General features: G+C 33.5%; 18 protein-coding genes. 16 read left to right on the top strand and 2 right to left on the bottom strand.

Features of this window, described 5'->3' with window-relative positions:
- The first annotated feature begins 12 nt into the window (after positions 1 to 12).
- The 16 genes from lpxA to KO515_RS12505 all read left to right on the top strand — a co-directional run bounded on the left by lpxA (position 13) and on the right by KO515_RS12505 (position 17253).
- A complete protein-coding gene (gene lpxA / locus KO515_RS12580) occupies positions 13 to 798 on the top strand; it encodes an acyl-ACP--UDP-N-acetylglucosamine O-acyltransferase (RefSeq protein WP_178985269.1) in 786 nt (261 codons plus the stop codon).
- Between the two features lie 63 nt (positions 799 to 861).
- On the top strand, positions 862 to 1428 hold the full coding sequence (gene efp, locus KO515_RS12575) for an elongation factor P (RefSeq protein ID WP_215936695.1): 567 nt from the start codon (positions 862 to 864) through the stop codon (positions 1426 to 1428).
- Between the two features lie 67 nt (positions 1429 to 1495).
- The gene (locus KO515_RS12570) at positions 1496 to 2431 is read left to right on the top strand and encodes a UDP-3-O-(3-hydroxymyristoyl)glucosamine N-acyltransferase (RefSeq protein ID WP_215936694.1); all 936 of its coding nucleotides are present in this window, start codon (positions 1496 to 1498) and stop codon (positions 2429 to 2431) included.
- A gap of 330 nt (positions 2432 to 2761) precedes the next feature.
- Positions 2762 to 3634, top strand: a complete 873-nt coding sequence (sucD, locus tag KO515_RS12565; RefSeq protein WP_215936693.1) for a succinate--CoA ligase subunit alpha — start codon at positions 2762 to 2764, stop codon at positions 3632 to 3634.
- A gap of 194 nt (positions 3635 to 3828) precedes the next feature.
- A complete protein-coding gene (gene fabG, locus KO515_RS12560; protein ID WP_215936692.1) occupies positions 3829 to 4575 on the top strand; it encodes a 3-oxoacyl-[acyl-carrier-protein] reductase in 747 nt (248 codons plus the stop codon).
- A gap of 49 nt (positions 4576 to 4624) precedes the next feature.
- Positions 4625 to 6658, top strand: a complete 2034-nt coding sequence (locus KO515_RS12555) for a VWA domain-containing protein (RefSeq protein ID WP_215936691.1) — start codon at positions 4625 to 4627, stop codon at positions 6656 to 6658.
- Between the two features lie 10 nt (positions 6659 to 6668).
- A complete protein-coding gene (locus KO515_RS12550) occupies positions 6669 to 7484 on the top strand; it encodes a prohibitin family protein (RefSeq protein ID WP_215936690.1) in 816 nt (271 codons plus the stop codon).
- 269 nt (positions 7485 to 7753) lie between these two features.
- On the top strand, positions 7754 to 8611 hold the full coding sequence (gene hisG / locus KO515_RS12545) for an ATP phosphoribosyltransferase (protein ID WP_215936689.1): 858 nt from the start codon (positions 7754 to 7756) through the stop codon (positions 8609 to 8611).
- A gap of 2 nt (positions 8612 to 8613) precedes the next feature.
- Entirely contained in the window at positions 8614 to 9903 is a 1290-nt protein-coding gene (hisD, locus tag KO515_RS12540) for a histidinol dehydrogenase (RefSeq protein WP_215936688.1), read from the top strand.
- Between the two features lie 36 nt (positions 9904 to 9939).
- Positions 9940 to 10989: a histidinol-phosphate transaminase gene (hisC, locus tag KO515_RS12535; RefSeq protein WP_215936687.1), complete on the top strand. Its 1050-nt coding sequence runs from the start codon at positions 9940 to 9942 to the stop codon at positions 10987 to 10989.
- A gap of 89 nt (positions 10990 to 11078) precedes the next feature.
- Complete coding sequence (gene hisB / locus KO515_RS12530) at positions 11079 to 12212, top strand: bifunctional histidinol-phosphatase/imidazoleglycerol-phosphate dehydratase HisB (protein WP_215936686.1); 1134 nt, start codon at positions 11079 to 11081, stop codon at positions 12210 to 12212.
- A 56-nt stretch (positions 12213 to 12268) separates the two neighbouring features.
- Positions 12269 to 12925 carry an imidazole glycerol phosphate synthase subunit HisH gene (gene hisH / locus KO515_RS12525; RefSeq protein WP_215936685.1) on the top strand — a complete coding sequence of 219 codons (657 nt, stop codon included), beginning with the start codon at positions 12269 to 12271 and terminating at the stop codon, positions 12923 to 12925.
- A gap of 145 nt (positions 12926 to 13070) precedes the next feature.
- Positions 13071 to 13832: a 1-(5-phosphoribosyl)-5-[(5-phosphoribosylamino)methylideneamino]imidazole-4-carboxamide isomerase gene (gene hisA, locus KO515_RS12520; RefSeq protein WP_215936684.1), complete on the top strand. Its 762-nt coding sequence runs from the start codon at positions 13071 to 13073 to the stop codon at positions 13830 to 13832.
- Between the two features lie 89 nt (positions 13833 to 13921).
- Positions 13922 to 14677 (top strand): imidazole glycerol phosphate synthase subunit HisF, encoded by a 756-nt coding sequence (gene hisF / locus KO515_RS12515; protein ID WP_215936683.1) that lies wholly within the window; start codon positions 13922 to 13924, stop codon positions 14675 to 14677.
- Between the two features lie 85 nt (positions 14678 to 14762).
- A complete protein-coding gene (gene hisIE, locus KO515_RS12510; RefSeq protein WP_215936682.1) occupies positions 14763 to 15359 on the top strand; it encodes a bifunctional phosphoribosyl-AMP cyclohydrolase/phosphoribosyl-ATP diphosphatase HisIE in 597 nt (198 codons plus the stop codon).
- 154 nt (positions 15360 to 15513) lie between these two features.
- Positions 15514 to 17253, top strand: a complete 1740-nt coding sequence (locus tag KO515_RS12505; RefSeq protein WP_215936681.1) for a T9SS type A sorting domain-containing protein — start codon at positions 15514 to 15516, stop codon at positions 17251 to 17253.
- Positions 17254 to 17345: 92 nt separating this feature from the next.
- On the opposite strand, the gene KO515_RS12500 is transcribed toward KO515_RS12505, so the two are convergent.
- Both KO515_RS12500 and KO515_RS12495 read right to left on the bottom strand, forming a co-directional pair.
- Positions 17346 to 18293: a DUF5694 domain-containing protein gene (locus KO515_RS12500; protein WP_215936680.1), complete on the bottom strand. Its 948-nt coding sequence runs from the start codon at positions 18291 to 18293 to the stop codon at positions 17346 to 17348.
- 95 nt (positions 18294 to 18388) lie between these two features.
- The gene (locus tag KO515_RS12495) at positions 18389 to 19180 is read right to left on the bottom strand and encodes a LytTR family DNA-binding domain-containing protein (RefSeq protein WP_215936679.1); all 792 of its coding nucleotides are present in this window, start codon (positions 19178 to 19180) and stop codon (positions 18389 to 18391) included.
- Positions 19181 to 19184: the final 4 nt, after the last annotated feature.

Genomic DNA, 19184 nt, shown 5'->3' with positions numbered 1-19184 from the left:
AACATTAGAAAAATGAACCAACCATTAGCATACGTGCATCCTGGTGCAAAAATCGCCAAAAACGTCGTTATAGAGCCTTTTACAACCATACATAATAATGTGAAAATTGGTGAAGGGACTTGGATTGGAAGTAATGTAACCATTATGGAAGGTGCTCGAATAGGTAAAAATTGTAGTATTTTTCCAGGCGCTGTCATTTCAGCGGTGCCACAAGACTTAAAATACAATGATGAAGATACCACTGTTGAGATTGGTGATAATGTAACCATTAGAGAATGCGTTACAATAAATCGTGGTACAAGTGACAAGATGAAAACCGTAATTGGTAATAATTGTCTAATTATGGCGTATTGTCATATTGCTCATGATTGTATTGTGGGTAATAACTGTATTTTCTCAAATAATAGTACGCTTGCTGGGCACATCACAGTTGGTGATTATGTGATTTTAGCAGGTATGACTGCGGTTCATCAATTTTGTTCTATAGGAAACCATGCTTTTGTTACTGGTGGTTCTTTAGTACGTAAAGATGTGCCTCCATTTGTAAAAGCTGGTAGAGAGCCTTTGTCTTACGTCGGAATTAATTCTGTGGGGTTAAGACGACGAGGTTATGCATCAGAAAAAATCAGAGAGATTCAGAATATTTACAGAATGCTCTATCAAAAAAATTATAATAATACGCAAGCTTCAGATTTAATTGAAGCTGAAATGGAGGCCACTCCAGAACGCGATGAAATTCTTCAATTTATTAAGAATTCGCATCGTGGAATCATGAAAGGCTACTTTAAATCGAATTAAATTTTCACAATAAAGTAGATATATAAATAAGCAATAACTAACAGTTTAACAATAAACAATAAAATGGCAAGTACTTCAGATATTAGAAACGGATTATGTATAAGATATAATAATGATATCTACAAAATAGTGGAATTTCTTCATGTAAAACCAGGAAAAGGTCCAGCATTTGTAAGAACTAAAATGAAAAGTGTAACAACGGGTAAAGTATTAGATAACACATTTTCAGCAGGACATAAAATTGAGGATGTACGTGTTGAAACTCATAAATTTCAGTATTTATATAATGATGGAGAATTTTATCATTTTATGAATGAATCAGATTACACTCAAATTAGATTATTAGAATCTGCAATTGATAGAACTGATTTAATGAAAGAGGGCGAAGTGGTTACTATTCAAATTAATACTGAAGATAATATGCCACTTTCTGTAGATTTACCAGCTTCTGTTATCTTGGAAGTTACGGCAACAGAGCCAGGAGTAAAAGGGAATACTGCAACTAACGCAACTAAGCCGGCAACTGTAGAGTCTGGTGCCGAGGTGAATGTTCCTTTATTTATTAATGAAGGTGATAAAATTAAAGTTGAAACAGACAAAGGGACTTATAAAGAGCGTATTAAGGAATAATCTCAGTACGCAGTAGAGGTCTCTATAAGTGGGCTGTAAACTGTGACTGAAAATTGTAAACTGAGAAATGAAATTCCCTAAACCATATAGTTTAAAACAAATAGCAACCTTAATTGATTGTGAATTTAGAGGTTCAGAAGATTTTGAAATCCTAGGTATTAATGAAATTCATGTCGTAGAAGCGGGTGATATTGTTTTTGTAGATCATCCTAAATATTACGATAAGGCCTTAGAGTCTGCTGCAACCATAGTTTTAATTAATAAAGATGTTGCTTGTCCTGAAGGAAAAGCCCTTTTAATTTCTGATGATCCATTTCGGGATTTTAATAAAATCACATCTCATTTTAAACCCTTTAAAGCTTCAAATAGAGCTATTGCTGATGATGCCGTAATTGGTGAGGGGACTAAAATTCAACCGAATTGTTTTATTGGGCACAATGTATCCATTGGTAGAAACTGTATCATTCATGCTAATGTAAGTATATATGATGATGCTATTATTGGTGATAATGTTACCATTCATTCAGGAACAGTTTTAGGTGCAAGTGCGTTTTATTATAAAAATAGACCTGAAGGTTATGATCAGTTAAAATCTGGTGGACGCGTTATTATTGAAGATAATGTAGATATTGGAGCACTTTGTACAATTGATAGAGGTGTTACAGGAGATACCACTATTGGTGAAGGCTCTAAACTAGATAATCAAATTCAAATAGGCCATGACACTGTAATTGGTAAGAAGTGCTTAATTGCATCACAAACGGGTATTGCGGGTTGTGTAGTTGTAGAAGATAATGTGACGATTTGGGGACAAGTTGGTGTTAAAAGTGGAATAACCATTGCGAAAGGAACTGTGCTTTATGCACAATCTGGTTTAGGTCATACAACTGAAGAAGGGAAAACTTATTTCGGTAGTCCTGCGCAAGATGCTAGAACAATGTTTAAGGAAATGGCTTACGTTAAGCGAATTCCTGAAATACTTCAAAAATTAAAAAATTTATAATGTCAGCACTAGAAACTCTATAGTCGTCTTTGGTTTGTATTTACACATTTAGTACAATCCGATGTGTTTAAAACAACGAGGTATATTACTTTTGGTATGACCATTGAAAGTCCATATTTTAAAACCATTCTAGCTCATTTTTTAGCCATTTGGTAGGTGAGAGATGGAAAATTATATCGCAGTTTTGAAACTAGTGAACCTCCGGATGAAAACCATAAAAAAAGCATGACATCTTACGGTGAAATAAATATATAAAAGAGGTCGCTTTTGCGTTAAAATCTCTTATTTTTGCATAACGAAATACATAAAACTTAAAATCAACAATATCAAATGAGCGTTTTAGTTAATAAGAATTCTAAGATAATAGTTCAAGGTTTTACAGGTAGTGAAGGTACTTTTCACGCTGAACAAATGATTGAATATGGTACAAATGTCGTTGGAGGTGTAACTCCAGGAAAAGGTGGTCAATCACATTTAGACAAGCCGGTTTTTAACACAGTTGAAGAAGCTGTTGAAAAAGTTGGTGCAGATACCACAATTATTTTTGTACCACCAGCTTTTGCTGCAGATGCCATTATGGAAGCTGCGGATGCAGGTATCAAAGTAATTATTACAATTACGGAAGGTATTCCTGTTGCAGATATGATTAAAGCGTCTAACTACATTAAAGGTAAAGCGTGTCGTTTAATCGGTCCTAATTGTCCTGGTGTTATAACTCCTGGTGAAGCTAAAGTTGGTATTATGCCAGGTTTTGTATTCAAAAAAGGTAATGTTGGTATCGTTTCTAAATCTGGTACGTTAACATATGAAGCTGCTGACCAAGTTGTAAAACAAGGTTTAGGTATTACTACAGCAATTGGTATCGGTGGAGACCCAATTATTGGAACAACGACTAAAGAAGCTGTTGAATTATTAATCAATGATCCAGAAACAGAAGCTGTGGTTATGATTGGTGAAATAGGAGGTCAATTAGAAGCTGATGCCGCTAATTGGTACAAAGAAAGTGGAAGTAAAAAACCAGTTATTGGTTTTATTGCTGGTGAAACTGCTCCTGCTGGTCGTACTATGGGACATGCTGGTGCTATTGTAGGTGGAAGTGATGACACTGCACAAGCTAAAAAAGCAATTATGAGAGAATGTGGAATTCACGTTGTGGATTCTCCTGCTGAAATAGGAAAGAAAGTAGCTGAAGTTTTAGGCTAATCTACTTATATAATAAATTATAGTTGTTGAATTTTATTCAGCAATAACTGTTAAAAACCTTACAAAATCTTGTGAGGTTTTTTTATTTCGTGCAAATTGTAATTGCTATCTTTGGATTAAGATTTTAAGACGTCAATTACTTAAATCGTTTTTTAAATAAAATAGTATATCACTAAACTAATCATAAATTTATCATGAAACTTTTAGAAGGAAAAACAGCCATCATTACAGGCGCAAGTAGAGGAATCGGAAAAGGAATTGCAGAAGTATTTGCAGACCATGGAGCCAATGTTGCGTTTACTTATAGTTCTTCAGTTGAAGCAGCAAACGAATTAGAAAAAGAATTAAATTCTAAAGGTATAAAAGCTAAAGGTTACCAAAGTAATGCAGCAAATTTTGAAGATTCTCAGAAGTTAGCTGAAGATGTTTTGGCTGAATTTGGATCGATTGATATTTTAGTAAATAACGCAGGTATTACAAAAGACAATCTGCTAATGCGAATGGGAGAAGATGATTTTGATAAAGTTATTGAGGTTAATCTTAAATCTGTTTTTAACATGACGAAGGCGGTACAACGTACCATGTTGAAACAACGTAAAGGATCAATTATTAACATGAGTTCTGTGGTTGGTGTAAAAGGAAATGCCGGACAAACAAATTATGCAGCGTCTAAAGCCGGAATTATTGGTTTCTCTAAGTCTGTGGCATTAGAGTTAGGATCTCGTAATATAAGAAGCAACGTCATTGCACCAGGTTTTATTGAAACCGAAATGACTGCAAAACTAGACGAAGCTACCGTTAAAGGTTGGAGGGCAGGTATTCCACTAAAAAGAGGAGGTACACCAAAAGATATTGCTAATGCTTGTGTGTTCTTAGCAAGTGACTTAAGTGCTTATGTCACAGGACAAACACTTAATGTAGATGGAGGTATGCTGACTTAAACCGTCATTCCTGCGAAGGCAGGAATCTTATAGTTATTAAGTGTTCTTAATGGATAAACTAACAATAATATACATAACAATTGCTGCAATCACAGCGCTTTTATTAGCGCTGTTTCAGTATTTGTATAAATCGAAATTAAAGTCGAGACTTAAATATGTACTAGTAGCTTTAAGAAGCGTCTCAATTGTTGGTATTCTATTGTTACTCATTAACCCAAAGTTTGAATCCTATACTTATTTCAATGAGAAACCAACTTTAGTGGTTGCAGTTGATAATTCGGAATCCGTTTCGTATTTAAAACAAGATGTAAAGGCTAGGGAAGTGGTTGCTGCGTTACAGACTAATTCAGAATTAAAAGATCGTTTTGACATTCAGGCTTATAGTTTTGGAAAATCAGTTTCCACTCTAGACACTTTAAGTTTTAATGAGCGTCAGTCTAATTTGGCATTAGCTTTAAAACAATTTGAAGAAGTATATGCCAATGAAACAGCACCAATTGTTATATTGAGTGATGGTAACCAAACTTATGGATCCGATTACAGTTATATAGCAAAAGGAGTAAAACAGCCTATTTACCCTATAATTTTAGGAGATTCTACAGTCTATTCCGATTTAAGTATAAAGCAATTAAACGTCAATCGCTATGTGTACTTGAAAAATAAGTTTCCGGTAGAGATTATCGCGAATTACAGTGGCAATGAAGCTATTAGTTCGGAACTTAAAATTTGGTCTGGTAATACTGTAGTATTTAGAAAAACGCTTCAGTTTGATGCATCAAAATCATCCGAAATTATTTCAACGGCTTTAATGGCAAATAGTGTTGGTGTTAAAACATACCGCGTTGAGTTGGTTGCTCTAGATAGCGAAAAGAACAAGGTTAATAATATTAAGAATTTTGGAGTAGAAGTTATTGATCAGAAAACGAATGTTGCTTTAGTTTACGAGCGTTTACATCCTGATCTGGGTGCTTTAAAAAAGGCGATTGAAAGTAACGAACAACGTAGTGTTTCAATATTAAAACCAAAAGACGTTATAAGTAAATTAAAAGATTTTCAGTTAGTTATATTGTATCAGCCAAATAATAACTTCAATTCTGTTTTAAAAGAAATTAAAGAACAAAAAATTAATACATTTATCATTTCAGGAGAAACGACTAGCTGGAATCTACTTAACCAAACGCAAGATTATTTTAAACAAACCATTACCAATCAAACTGAGAATTTTCAACCTAGTTTAAATAGAAATTATGGAACGTTCATTGTAGAAAATTTAGATTTTAATAGTTTTCCACCGTTGAAATCTGAGTTTGGAGCACTTAATATTTCGGTTCCGCATGAAACGCTGTTGTATAAAAGTGTTAACGGAATTACAACCGAAGATATATTACTTGCCACATTTGAAGCTGATGGTTCAAAACATGCTATTTTAAATGGCGAAGATATTTGGAGGTGGAGAGCGCAATCGTTTATAAATACGAATAGCTTTAATAATTTCGATGAATTCATTAATAAATTTGTTCAGTATTTAAGCTCAAATAAAAAAAGAAAACGTATTAATATCGATTATAAATCTTTTTATAATGGTAATGATGATGTTATAATTTCAGCCCAGTATTTCAACAAAAATTTCGAGTTTGATAATTCGGCGTTATTAAGTATTGTTTTAAAAAATACGGATGACGCTACTGTAAAAGAAGTACCGCTTTTATTAAATAATGGAAATTACACAGTAGATTTAAGCGGAATCCATTCGGGTTTATATGATTTTACTATTAAGCATAACTCAGAATCTGTATCAGCTTCTGGAAGTTTTCAAGTTTTAGACTTTAATGTTGAGCAGCAATTCTTGAATGCTGATATTTCTAAATTAAAATCAATTGCCAATTACAGTGATGGATCTGCTTATTTTACGACGCAAACGCAAGAATTAATAAACACGTTATTAAGTGATAATCGCTTTAGAACGATTCAAAAAAGCACTAAAAATATCGTACCTTTGATAGATTGGAAATATCTACTTGGTTTAATCGTGTTAAGCCTTTTTATTGAGTGGTTTATCAGAAAATATAACGGATTAATTTAAAACGTATAGAATGGAAAAATTACCTAAAATTGGATTGCCGATTTTAATCGGAGTCGTATTATTAATTATAATTTTAGCAAAATCTGCAGTTACATTAGACTCTGGTCATGCTGGAGTATTGTATGAAACATTAAATGGAGGTGTGGTTGCAGGAAAAGCACCATTAGGTCCTGGTTTTCATATCATAGCGCCTTGGAATCGCGTAATCGATTACGAAACGCGTCAACAAGAAGTGGCAGAGAAAATGGCTGTATTGTCTTCAAATGGTTTAGATATTAAATTAGATGCGTCTATTTTGTACCAACCAGATATTAATTCGCTGGGTAAGTTGCATAACGAGAAAGGTGAGGACTATCTAAGTCGCGTGCTTCAGCCAGCTATTCGAAGTGCAGCGCGTAGTGTTGTAGGACGCTATACGCCAGAACAATTGTATTCTAGTAAAAGAGATGCTATACAAGAAGAGATTTTTGAAGAAACTAAAAAAATCGTACAACCACAGTACATTCAGTTAAATGATATTTTAATTAGAGATGTTACGCTTCCACCTACAATAAAAGAAGCTATTGAGAGAAAACTAAAGCAAGAGCAAGAATCTTTAGAATATGAATTTAGATTGGTTACAGCTCAGAAAGAAGCCGAAAAGGTTATTATTGATGCACAAGGTAAAGCAGATGCTAACCGTATTTTAAGTGCGTCTCTAACTGATAAAATTCTTCAAGATAAAGGGATTGAAGCAACAGTTAAACTTTCTGAATCGCCAAATAGTAAAACAATTATAATCGGTTCCGGAGATAGTGGCTTACCAATTATCTTAGGGAATCAATAATTGAAGATACAAATACTGTTAAAATGTTAAAAATTTGTTTTCTTTGAATTAAAATTAGGATTACTAAAATTAAATTAACAATATTTGTAATAACAATAAGAAACATGACAACTATTCAATTTCATCATCATTTTCATACTAGCAATCAAGCGAGGTGAATCTGTATTGAATAAGTTCAAAATATATTATAAAAACCCGTTTGAGAAATCAGATGGGTTTTTTGTTTTATATGCTCATGCTGAAATCTTAGACATAATCAAACTTTAAAAATGAGTAAATTAAAAATTGCCGTACAAAAATCGGGTCGACTTAATGAAGACTCAATGAAAATTCTAAAAGAAATTGGAATTTCTGTCGATAATGGTAAAGATCAGTTAAAGGCTTCAGCACGTAATTTTCCGCTAGAAGTTTTCTATTTAAGAAATGGTGATATTCCACAGTATTTAAGAGATGGAGTTGTAGATGCAGCTATAATTGGTGAAAATGTCCTAATAGAAAAAGGAAATGATTTAAAGATTGTAGAACGTTTAGGATTTTCAAAATGTAAAGTTTCTATTGCAGTTCCAAAATCATCAAAAGCAAAAAGTTTAAAAGATTTAGACGGAAAACGAATCGCCACATCGTATCCAAATACGGTGAATCAATTTTTAGAAAAAGAAGGACTTAAAGCCAATTTACATATTATTAATGGTTCTGTTGAAATTGCACCAAATATCGGTCTTGCTGATGCGATTTGCGATATTGTATCGAGTGGTAGTACGCTTTTTAAAAATGGGTTGAAAGAGGTGGAAGTACTTCTTAAATCTGAAGCGGTATTAGCAACATCACCTAAAATTTCAGAAGAAAATCAAGCTTTAATAGATAAACTTCAATTCCGATTAAAGTCGGTTTTAAAAGGCAGACAAAGTAAATATGTATTGCTAAATGCTCCAAATGATAAACTAGACAATATTGTGAAGATTCTTCCAGGAATGAATAGTCCATCTATTTTGCCTTTGGCCAAAGACGGCTGGAGTTCGGTGCACTCTGTGTTAGATAAAAATGATTTTTGGAATATTATTGATGAATTAAAAGCGAATGGTGCTGAAGGTATTTTGGTTTGTCCAATCGAAAATATGGTGCTTTAATTATGAAATTATATAATAACCCAGAAAAATCAACATGGAAAGCCTTGCTTCAACGTCCTACACAATCCGTTGAAGTGATTGAAGCAACGGTTAATCAAATTTTTGAAGAGGTTCAAAGTGATGGTGATAGCGCCATTAAAAAGTACACTCAAAAATTTGATAGTGTTGATCTAAAATCTAATTTAATATCGCCTCAAGAGATTGAAGACGCTTTAAAATTAGTGATCGGAGATTTAAAAAAGGCAATTGTATTAGCTAAAGACAACATTTATAAGTTTCATAGCGCACAGCAAACAGGCAAAGTAGAAGTTGAAACCATGCCTGGAGTTTTATGTTGGCAAGAGAATCGACCAATTGAAAAAGTTGGGCTTTATATTCCAGGAGGAACAGCTCCTTTATTTTCAACGGTGTTAATGTTGGCTATCCCTGCTCAAATTGCAGGATGTAAAGACATCGTATTATGTACACCTCCGAATAAAGAAGGGAAAATTGCTAATGAAATTCTGTATGCATCTCACCTATGTGGTGTTACTAAGATCGTTAAGGTTGGAGGAATTCAAGCTATTGCAGGGTTAACTTTTGGTACTGAGACGATTCCCCAAGTCTATAAAATTTTTGGTCCTGGTAATCAATTTGTTACCGTTGCGAAACAGTTAGCCACAAAATATGGTGTTGCGATTGACATGCCAGCAGGACCAAGTGAACTTTTAGTAATGGCAGATGAATCTGCTAATGTTGCTTTTGTAGCGTCAGATTTATTAAGTCAAGCCGAGCATGGTAGTGATAGCCAAGTGATTTTGGTAACGACATCCCAAGATTTTGCAGGTAATGTCTCTGTTGAAGTAGAGAAGCAATTAGAAGCTTTACCGAGAAAAGCGATGGCAGAAAAGGCCATAGCTAATTCTAAATCCATTGTCGTAGATTCTATTGAAACAGCCATAGACCTCATTAATGAATATGGTCCTGAGCATTTCATTGTAGCTACGGAAAATAATGATGTCTTTATAGATAAGATTAACAATGCAGGTTCTGTTTTTATTGGAAATTACACACCTGAAAGTGCTGGTGATTACGCATCTGGAACTAACCATACCTTACCAACCAATGGATTTTCTAAAGCCTATTCTGGAGTGAATTTAGGGAGTTTTCAAAAGCGTATTACCTTTCAGAAAATATCTAAAGAAGGGATTCAAAACATCGGAAATGCTATTGAGCTTATGGCGGAAGCAGAAGGATTGCAAGCTCATAAAAATGCGGTAACCTTGCGTTTAAACGATTTAATTACTGAGTAATAGCATCACTTTGCGTGATTTTGAGAAGCTACTAAAATGAAAGAAAATTTTAACATAAACAATCTCTTAAGAGAAAACATAAAAAATATCAAACCATATTCTTCAGCGCGAGATGAGTATAAGGATATTACTGATGGTATGGTTTTTATTGATGCCAATGAAAATCCCTTCAACACTAATGTGAATCGGTATCCGGATCCACAGCAAACCAAAGTAAAAACACGTTTGTCTGAATTAAAAGACATGCCTGCTAATCAAATTTTATTAGGAAATGGAAGTGATGAAGTTTTAGATTTAATATTTAGAGCCTTTTGTGAACCGAATCACGATAGCATTATCACATTACCACCAACATATGGTATGTATGATGTTTTAGCGAATCTTAATGCGGTTGAAAATATTGAAATTCAATTAGAATCTAATTTTCAACCTAATACAAAAGCGATTTTAGAAGCAGCAAACAAACAAACTAAGGTCTTGTTTTTATGTTCGCCAAATAATCCAACAGCCAATAGTTTTGAAGCGAATAAAATAGAAGCATTATTAAATAATTTTGAAGGTATTGTAGTGATTGATGAAGCCTATATCGATTTTTCAAAAGAGGAAAGTTGGTTAACTCGTTTACAAGATTTCCCGAATTTAATAGTAACACAAACCTTGTCTAAAGCTTATGGTTTAGCCGGAATTAGATTAGGGATTTGTTATGCTTCGGAAGCAATTATATCAATTTTAAACAAAATAAAACCACCATATAATATTAATCAATTGACGCAAGATAAAGCTTCTGAACGATTAAATAATATGGATTCTGTTCATAATGAAGTGAAAAGCATATTTTATGAAAGGGAAAAACTGAGTAAAGCTTTGACGTCAATTACTTTTGTACAAAATGTATTTTCTTCGGATGCTAATTTTATTCTTGCAAAAGTAGATGACGCTAATCAACGCTATCAGCAATTGATTGAAAAAGGAATTGTAGTAAGAAATAGAACCAATCAACCTTTGTGTGAAAATTGTTTACGGTTTTCAGTAGGCATAAAAGAAGAAAATGAAAAGTTAATTCAGACATTAATTCAATTATCATAATGTTTGTCTTTCCGTACTTGATGCGGAATCCACAAATATATTATTAATCTAAAATTAGATTCCTGCTTGCGCAGGAATGACAGTAACATATGAAACCAGTATTATTCATAGACAGAGACGGTACACTAATAAAGGAACCAGCAGATAAACAAATAGATTCGTTTGAAAAATTAGAATTTTATCCAAAAGTATTTCAATTTTTAAGTAAAATCGCTAAAGAATTGAATTTTGAAATCGTGATGATTACCAACCAAGATGGATTGGGAACAGACGTATATCCTGAAGATACTTTTTGGCCAGTTCATAACTTCGTTTTAAAAACATTTGAAGCTGAAGGTGTGGTTTTTAAAGAACAGTTCATTGACAGAACATTTGCTAAAGACAATGCGCCAACCCGAAAACCTAATACAGGTTTGCTAACCAAGTACTTTTCTGAACCTTATGATTTAGAAAATTCCTTCGTGATTGGTGATCGTCTTACCGATGTTGAATTAGCAAAGAATCTAGGAGCCAAAGGTATTTTTATAAATGATAATACCAATTTGGGAACCGATGAAGTTACCGTGAGTGATACTGAATTGAACGACTATATCGCATTAGAAACCAATGACTGGGAAGTGATTTATGAATTTTTGAAAACAACGGAACGTGTCGGAAGTATTGAGCGTAACACCAACGAAACAAAAATTAAAATTGATTTAAATTTAGACGGTACAGGAAAAAGCGACATCGATACTGGAATCGCTTTTTTTGATCATATGTTAGATCAAATTGCGCGTCATGGTCAAATTGATTTAAATATAAAGGTTGATGGTGATTTAGAGGTTGATGAGCACCATACAATTGAAGATACAGCGATTGCTTTGGGAGAATTATTTGCAACCACCTTAGGCAATAAATTAGGTATAGAACGTTATGGCTTTTCATTACCAATGGACGATTGTTTAGCGCAAGTAGGTATTGACTTTGGCGGTAGAAATTGGCTCGTTTGGGAAGCTGAATTTAAACGTGAAATGATTGGGAAAATGCCAACCGAGATGTTTTTTCATTTCTTTAAATCATTTACAGATGGCGCCAAATGTAACTTAAATATTAAAGTTGAAGGGACTAACGAGCATCACAAAATTGAAGCGATTTTCAAGGCTTTTGCGAAAGCGATTAAAATGGCAGTAAAACAAGATGTCGATAAGATGATTTTACCATCAACAAAAGGAATGTTATAGAAAAAGAGCCCATCCTAACCTTCCCATAGGGAAGGAACTAGAAGCGTTAGAAAATTATGAATAAAGAAGATAAAATTGTTTCAAGTAAGAGTAAGAGTTCTTCCCCTTTGGGGAAGCTAGAAGGGGCTACATCATCATTAGTAATAATTAATTACGGAGCAGGAAACATTAAAAGCATCCAATTCGCATTTAAACGATTAGGAGTAGAAGCTGTTTTAACTAACAATCCAGATGAAATTATTGCTTCAGATAATGTGATTTTTCCAGGAGTAGGCGAGGCGAGTTCAGCCATGAAAATGTTAAAAGAAAGTGGTTTAGATCAATTAATTCCAACATTAAAACAACCTGTTTTAGGTATTTGTTTAGGTATGCAATTAATGTGTAACCACACAGAAGAAGGCGATACCAAAGGTTTAGGGATTTTTAATGCGGAAGTCAAACGATTTTCAAATAAGGTAAAAGTGCCTCAAATGGGTTGGAATACCATTTCAAATTTAAAATCTGGATTATTTAAAGGTATAAAAGACAATGAATATATGTATTTAGTCCATAGTTATTATGCTGAAAATTGTGACGAATCTATTGCAACTTCAGATTATGAATTGGAATACGCTTCTGCTTTAGAAAATGATAATTTTTATGGCGTTCAGTTTCATCCTGAGAAAAGCGGAAAGGCAGGAGAGCAGATATTGAAAAATTTCCTGAATCTTTAATGGAAAGATTGTCCCCTTGAGGGGACTTTAGGGGTGTTTTATAGTTTTATTTGTGGCCAAAAAATCCTGCAAGGTTTTAAAAACCTTCTAGGTATAAAAATATTAAGTTTAATTAAAAGAGATTCCTGCTTTCGCAGGAAATGTTATGAGAATAATACCAGCAATAGATATCATAGAAGGAAAGTGCGTACGTCTTACAAAAGGCGATTACGATACAAAAAAAATATACAATGAAAACCCATTAGAAGTCGCAAAATCATTTGAAGGTGCAGGCATAGAATATTTGCATGTTGTGGATTTAGATGGTGCCAAAGCCAGTCATATCATTAATTATAAAGTGTTAGAAAAGATTGCTACTCAAACCAATATGAAAGTTGATTTTGGAGGAGGCCTTAAATCTGATGAAGATTTAAAAATTGCGTTCAATTCTGGGGCGAATCAAATTACAGGAGGCAGTATTGCGGTTAAAAATCCGGACATATTTGAAGGTTGGATTTCTAAATATGGTTCAGATAAAATAATTCTTGGAGCTGACTGTAATAATGAAAAAATAGCCATTAGTGGTTGGCAAGAAGAAAGTGATTTAGAAGTAATTCAATTTATAAAATCGTATCAATCTAAAGGCATTACAGATGTTATTTGTACAGATATTTCAAAGGATGGCATGTTAGAAGGTCCAAGTTTTGAGTTGTATCAAAGGATTTTAGAGCAGTGTAATGCTTTTTCGACGGGGAGTCATGACGAGAAATTCCATAGTTTAAAGCTAATAGCTTCGGGTGGAATTTCAAAATTTGATGAATTACCTAAACTTAAAGAAATGGGTTGCGAAGGTGTTATCATCGGAAAAGCCATTTATGAGAATAGAATTAGTTTAAAAGAATTAGAGAAGTTTATAATTAATAAATAATCAAATTGTTGTCATTCCTGCAAAAGCAGGAATCCACTTTGAAGAATTAAATAATTAGATTCCTGCCTTCACAGGAATGACAGAAAAGTATGTTAACAAAAAGAATAGTCCCCTGTTTAGACATCAAAAACGGTAGAACCGTAAAAGGAGTCAATTTTGTAGATTTAAGAGACGCCGGCGACCCTGTTGTCTTAGCGAAGCAATATGCTGATTTGGGTGCAGACGAATTAGTCTTTTTAGATATTGCAGCCACTTTAGAAAATCGTAAAACTATGCATGATATGGTTTTAAAGGTGGCGGAACAAGTGAATATTCCGTTTACGGTTGGTGGTGGCATTTCATCTGTTGAAGATGTAGATGATTTGCTGCATTGCGGTGCGGATAAAGTGTCTATTAATTCATCTGCAGTAAAACGACCAGAATTGATTAATGAGCTTTCAGATAAATTTGGAAGTCAATGCGTCGTTGTTGCTATTGATGCTAAGGAAGTTGATGGAGAATGGCTCGTCCATTTAGCAGGAGGAACGATTCCAACAAATATAAAATTATTCGAGTGGGCGAAAGAAGTAGAAGAGCGCGGAGCGGGAGAAATTCTCTTTACATCTATGAATCACGATGGAACTAAAGCTGGTTTTGCAAATAAAGCCTTGGCGAAATTATCTGATTTAGTTAATATTCCTATTATTGCTTCAGGTGGAGCAGGATCAATTCAGCATTTCGTCGATACATTTAAAGAAGGAAAAGCTGATGCAGCATTAGCAGCAAGCGTGTTTCATTTCGGTGAAATTCCGATTTTAGAATTAAAAGAAGCATTAAAAAAACAGGACATACCTGTAAGATTATAAATGTCATTCCTGTGTAGACAGGAATCAAAAATAGAACATTAATAAAAATAGATTCCTGCTTCCACAGGAATGACAAAAAAATATTATGAACGTAGATTTCAATAAAAATACAGATGGTCTTGTACCAGCGATTATTCAAGATAATAAGACTAACAAAGTATTAATGTTAGGTTACATGAATGCCGAAGCTTTACAGAAAACGATGGATACTAAATTAGTTACTTTTTTTAGTAGAACCAAACAACGACTTTGGACAAAAGGTGAAGAGAGTGGGAATGTTTTAAACTTGGTAGACATTAAGTTGGATTGTGATAGCGACTCGTTATTAATTAAAGTGAGTCCAGAAGGTCCAACATGTCATAAAGGTACAGATACCTGTTGGAATGAAACTAATGAAGAAACTTATGGATTTATTTCTGAACTAGAGGAGACCATAACTTCTAGAATAAAAGAAGGTAATGCTGAGAAATCTTATGTCGCATCATTATTTGCAAAAGGAATTAATAAAGTAGCTCAAAAAGTTGGAGAAGAGGCTGTTGAAGTTGTTATTGAAGCAAAAGATGACAATGATGACTTGTTTTTAGAAGAAAGTGCCGATTTACTATTCCATTATCTGATGCTTTTACAAGCAAAAGGGTTCAAATTGAAAAATGTGGTGTCTGTACTCGATAGACGAAAGTAACTATTTCCTAGACGAAAAGTATTTACTAATTATTAAAAGTAGGGGCAGTATTACAAAGGGTGATTTTCGTCGAATATATTGACTTTTAATCGGTTATATTTTTTTATTATACATAAATTTGGTGCATCATTAACTAAACAAAAAACCAAATCTTATGAAAAAATCTAAACCTACTTTAGCTTTTTTATTATTTCTAAGTGTCTTTAATTTATCTAGAGCACATGAAAACTTAAAAGTTACATCAGTACTTAATAGTGTAGTAAACAAGGAATCTCTCAATTCTGCATTTGAGGATGATCCTAGTATTTTTACTTATGATAATGGTTGGGTTGATGGATTGAATCCTATTGGTTCAGTAGCTCACGTAGATACTAGACACATTTTAATTTTAAATGGGGATTTGATAGTGTCTGCGAATACTATATGTGATCAAATTACAGTAAATGCAGGAGCATCTTTAACTATAGATGTCGGGGTGACTTTAACTGTAGCTGCAGTGATAATGAATTCTCAATCTAATATGTATTCCAGTTTTATTTCAAATGGAACAATTGCCGGTGACGCTGTTGTAACTTATAATCGTTTTACTGAGGAAATTGGCACAAATGATTTAGTCTCATCACCTGTTTCAGGTGAATTATTTCCTGCCTTTGCAGCCACCAATGTATTAACGCTACCCGCTTCTAATGATTTAAGAGCGTTTGCACCTTACAATACAATGGCTGGAGCTTATGAAAATTATGATATCGTAGTCAATGCCTTAACTCCAATAGAATCCGGTAAAGGGTATAGAGCCGCAACATTAACTCCTGGAGGAGATGTTTTAAAATTTACAGGTGTCGCCGAAACAGGCGATGTTACGGGTGTGGTGCTTTCGGATGCTGTAGCGGGTGATGCATGGAATCTAATAGGTAATCCATATCCTTCCTATATTGATGCTGAAACATTTTTTGTTGAAAATGTATCACAATTAGACACTAACCAAAAAGCAATTTATGGGTATGATGGTGATGCTTCTGATGGTTGGGCTGTTTGGAATTCTGCAACAATTGCAGCTTCTGGAGTTTCCGAATTAATAGCTCCTGGACAAGGGTTCTTTGTAAAATCTAAAATAGGTGGTGGACTTATAGATTTTACAGCTTCCATGCGTCGTACGGGGTCTTCAGATGATTTTATTGCTGGTAGATCTTCAACATCATCACATTATGGACATATAAAATTAAAATTGAGCTCTAGTAGTTCTAATTATAATACTGATTTCTATTTCAATAGTAATGCTTCGGACGGTTTAGATCCAGGTTATGATGCAGGTATATATGGAGCAAATCCACCTGCATTTTCAATTTATTCTAGTTTGATTGAAGGTGATGCAAATCTCGCTTTAGCGATTCAAGCATTACATAATGATTCTATGGGTAATGTTGTTGTTCCATTGGGAGTTAACGCCAATCAAGGAGAAGAGCTCACATTTAGTATTATAGAAAGTGATATGTCGGATAGTACGAATATGTATTTAGAGGACATGGTTAATAATACAGTTACCTTATTAAATACTACCGACTATGTATTGACACCGGTGACTGATTTAAGTGGAACTGGACGTTTTTATCTTAGATTTGAAAACACAACATTAAGTACCGTTGAATCCACTTTTGAGTCTGTGAAAATATATACTGATAATACGGCTAAGACGGTGAATATAAATGGTCAATTACAAAATACTACACAAGCAAAATTATTTGATATTAATGGTCGTCTTATCTTAACAAATGTGTTAAATGCTCATAATACCAACCAATCAATTGATGTTAGTCAATTAACTTCTGGTGTTTATATTGTACAGTTAAACGATAACAGCAATGAAAGTCGTGTTGAAAAACTAATAATCAAATAAGAATCATACTTGGAAAAAACAATACTTTAAAAAGAAGCAGCCATAATTTTAAAATTATGGCTGTTCTGTTTTTGCGGTAATTTTAAGAAAGTTTAGTCACCAACAAGAACAATTTTTAATTCTGGATAATTAGCTTGTAGTTCTTTTTCTAATCCTATAACATGAGAGGCTCCAACAACCACAATGTTTCGTTCTGAATTAGATCTCATGACTTGGTCACCAATATTTTTTGCCATTCTCATGTTGCGTTCGTTCCAATAAATTTCACCTTCTGTGCAACCTTCTGTTTTTACTGCAACGTATGTAAATGAACTTGATTGATGTAATTGCTCTAAGGATCTTCGTTTATTAGTATGCTTGCCCAATCCTCTAAAGATCGCAGGAACTATCGCTGAATTGTAAGCTTTTTTGTTCATTTTACTATTTATAGCATTGTTGCCGTTAGATTGACCTTCTTTACTGCATTTAGACCAAGCGTCATGGTAGTCTCCGTTGGTTTGCTGATCGTCCATAGAAGTTAAAAGTTTTATATTTTGATGTAACGCAAGTTTAAAGGTTAAGTCGCCATCTTCATGCTGTGTTGGTTTTTTAGAACCGTCTATACCATGTTTTTTAATATAACTGTAGAATTCATGATTGGCATTATCTCTATGGTAAGCAAAAGTTGTGATCATAAAATCCAAATCTTCTGTGGTCATGTCTGAAAATGATTTATTAAGAATGTCATTGTATTTTTCAACATTTGGAGAGAAATTGTTTTTAATAGAATCCGACAAATAATAAAAGGCTTTGTAGTTTTTAGACCAACCGTCTTTTAAATAATCCCAACTTAAGGTGTCTTTACCTCGTGGACTTTCAACATAAATTGCCGTAGGATTATATAATTTGGCACGTTTTAACATGGGTTTGTAACTGTTCTTCACAATATTTGGAACCGTGTGCATAGTACCTACAATTAAGACTTCTTTTTGCGCTTCTTGAGCGTTTCCAATTACTATTGAAATAAATAATACGATGATAAAAGTAAATAGCGTTCTCATAATTAATGTGTTTTAGTGTTAAACTTTCTTGAAGCAAACTTACATTTGGAAAAGCTAATAACTCAGTAATTATAGGTGTTTGGGGTGAAATACCCTTAGTTTGTGGCAGAATTAATCGTTGTTTTTATATGATCCTTATACGTTTTAGAAATAGGTACTTCTACATGATGATTCAGGATTACAAATAACTTTCCATTTTCGGTTTTCCAGCGTTGAAAATGAAATGGATTTATAAGATAAGATCGGTGTGCACGGATTAATTCTGGAAATTCATGATCTATCGTAGATAATTTATTTCGAATCAATGTTTTCTTCAAACTAGATCCAGAGAGGTAAAAAACTTCAATATAATTATCTGAAGATTGAACACATATAAGGTCATTCAGTTGTAATCGTAAGCCTTCGTAATTGCCTTCTCCTTTAATTTCAATTTTTTGATCGTCCAATTGTTTTTCATAATATTTTCCGAAACTAAAACGTCCAATTAATATAATTGGCAAAATTGTAGCTACTGCAGGTAATAAAATTGCAGTAAGCATATAGCCTAAAGTGTAGGGATTAGGTTCATTAGCTACCACTATATATAAATAATAACAGCGTGCAATTAGGATAGATCCTATTGAAAAGGTGAGTATAAAAACAAGTTCGCTTAAAACCATCCAGTGCTTTTTCAAACTCTGATATAAATAGGTTTGAAATGGTAAAAAGAGCAAATAACAAAAGCCAGCAACTAAACCGTAGCCAGGTAAGTAAATAAGTTTTTCATTAGTAGACAATTGATTGACGTCGAGCGGTTCTGTGAAGTATAAAAATACAAATACCCAAATTGCCAATAGTAAACTAATTATCACATGGTGTTTAATTAAAGGATCAAACGGATATTTCATAGGT

This window comes from Winogradskyella psychrotolerans, assembly GCF_018860545.1.
Taxonomy (GTDB): Bacteria; Bacteroidota; Bacteroidia; order Flavobacteriales; family Flavobacteriaceae; genus Winogradskyella; species Winogradskyella psychrotolerans_A.
Note: the sequence above shows the minus strand (reverse complement) of the source record. Positions and strands in the feature narration are given on the sequence as shown.

What these genes read in the sequence shown, in the direction of transcription:
- lpxA (WP_178985269.1), top strand. Translation starts at nt 13, where the DNA reads ATGAACCAACCATTAGCATACGTGCATCCTGGTGCAAAAATCGCCAAA.
- efp (WP_215936695.1), top strand. Translation starts at nt 862, where the DNA reads ATGGCAAGTACTTCAGATATTAGAAACGGATTATGTATAAGATATAAT.
- KO515_RS12570 (WP_215936694.1), top strand. Translation starts at nt 1,496, where the DNA reads ATGAAATTCCCTAAACCATATAGTTTAAAACAAATAGCAACCTTAATT.
- sucD (WP_215936693.1), top strand. Translation starts at nt 2,762, where the DNA reads ATGAGCGTTTTAGTTAATAAGAATTCTAAGATAATAGTTCAAGGTTTT.
- fabG (WP_215936692.1), top strand. Translation starts at nt 3,829, where the DNA reads ATGAAACTTTTAGAAGGAAAAACAGCCATCATTACAGGCGCAAGTAGA.
- KO515_RS12555 (WP_215936691.1), top strand. Translation starts at nt 4,625, where the DNA reads ATGGATAAACTAACAATAATATACATAACAATTGCTGCAATCACAGCG.
- KO515_RS12550 (WP_215936690.1), top strand. Translation starts at nt 6,669, where the DNA reads ATGGAAAAATTACCTAAAATTGGATTGCCGATTTTAATCGGAGTCGTA.
- hisG (WP_215936689.1), top strand. Translation starts at nt 7,754, where the DNA reads ATGAGTAAATTAAAAATTGCCGTACAAAAATCGGGTCGACTTAATGAA.
- hisD (WP_215936688.1), top strand. Translation starts at nt 8,614, where the DNA reads ATGAAATTATATAATAACCCAGAAAAATCAACATGGAAAGCCTTGCTT.
- hisC (WP_215936687.1), top strand. Translation starts at nt 9,940, where the DNA reads ATGAAAGAAAATTTTAACATAAACAATCTCTTAAGAGAAAACATAAAA.
- hisB (WP_215936686.1), top strand. Translation starts at nt 11,079, where the DNA reads ATGAAACCAGTATTATTCATAGACAGAGACGGTACACTAATAAAGGAA.
- hisH (WP_215936685.1), top strand. Translation starts at nt 12,269, where the DNA reads ATGAATAAAGAAGATAAAATTGTTTCAAGTAAGAGTAAGAGTTCTTCC.
- hisA (WP_215936684.1), top strand. Translation starts at nt 13,071, where the DNA reads ATGAGAATAATACCAGCAATAGATATCATAGAAGGAAAGTGCGTACGT.
- hisF (WP_215936683.1), top strand. Translation starts at nt 13,922, where the DNA reads ATGTTAACAAAAAGAATAGTCCCCTGTTTAGACATCAAAAACGGTAGA.
- hisIE (WP_215936682.1), top strand. Translation starts at nt 14,763, where the DNA reads ATGAACGTAGATTTCAATAAAAATACAGATGGTCTTGTACCAGCGATT.
- KO515_RS12505 (WP_215936681.1), top strand. Translation starts at nt 15,514, where the DNA reads ATGAAAAAATCTAAACCTACTTTAGCTTTTTTATTATTTCTAAGTGTC.
- KO515_RS12500 (WP_215936680.1), bottom strand. Translation starts at nt 18,293, where the DNA reads ATGAGAACGCTATTTACTTTTATCATCGTATTATTTATTTCAATAGTA.
- KO515_RS12495 (WP_215936679.1), bottom strand. Translation starts at nt 19,180, where the DNA reads ATGAAATATCCGTTTGATCCTTTAATTAAACACCATGTGATAATTAGT.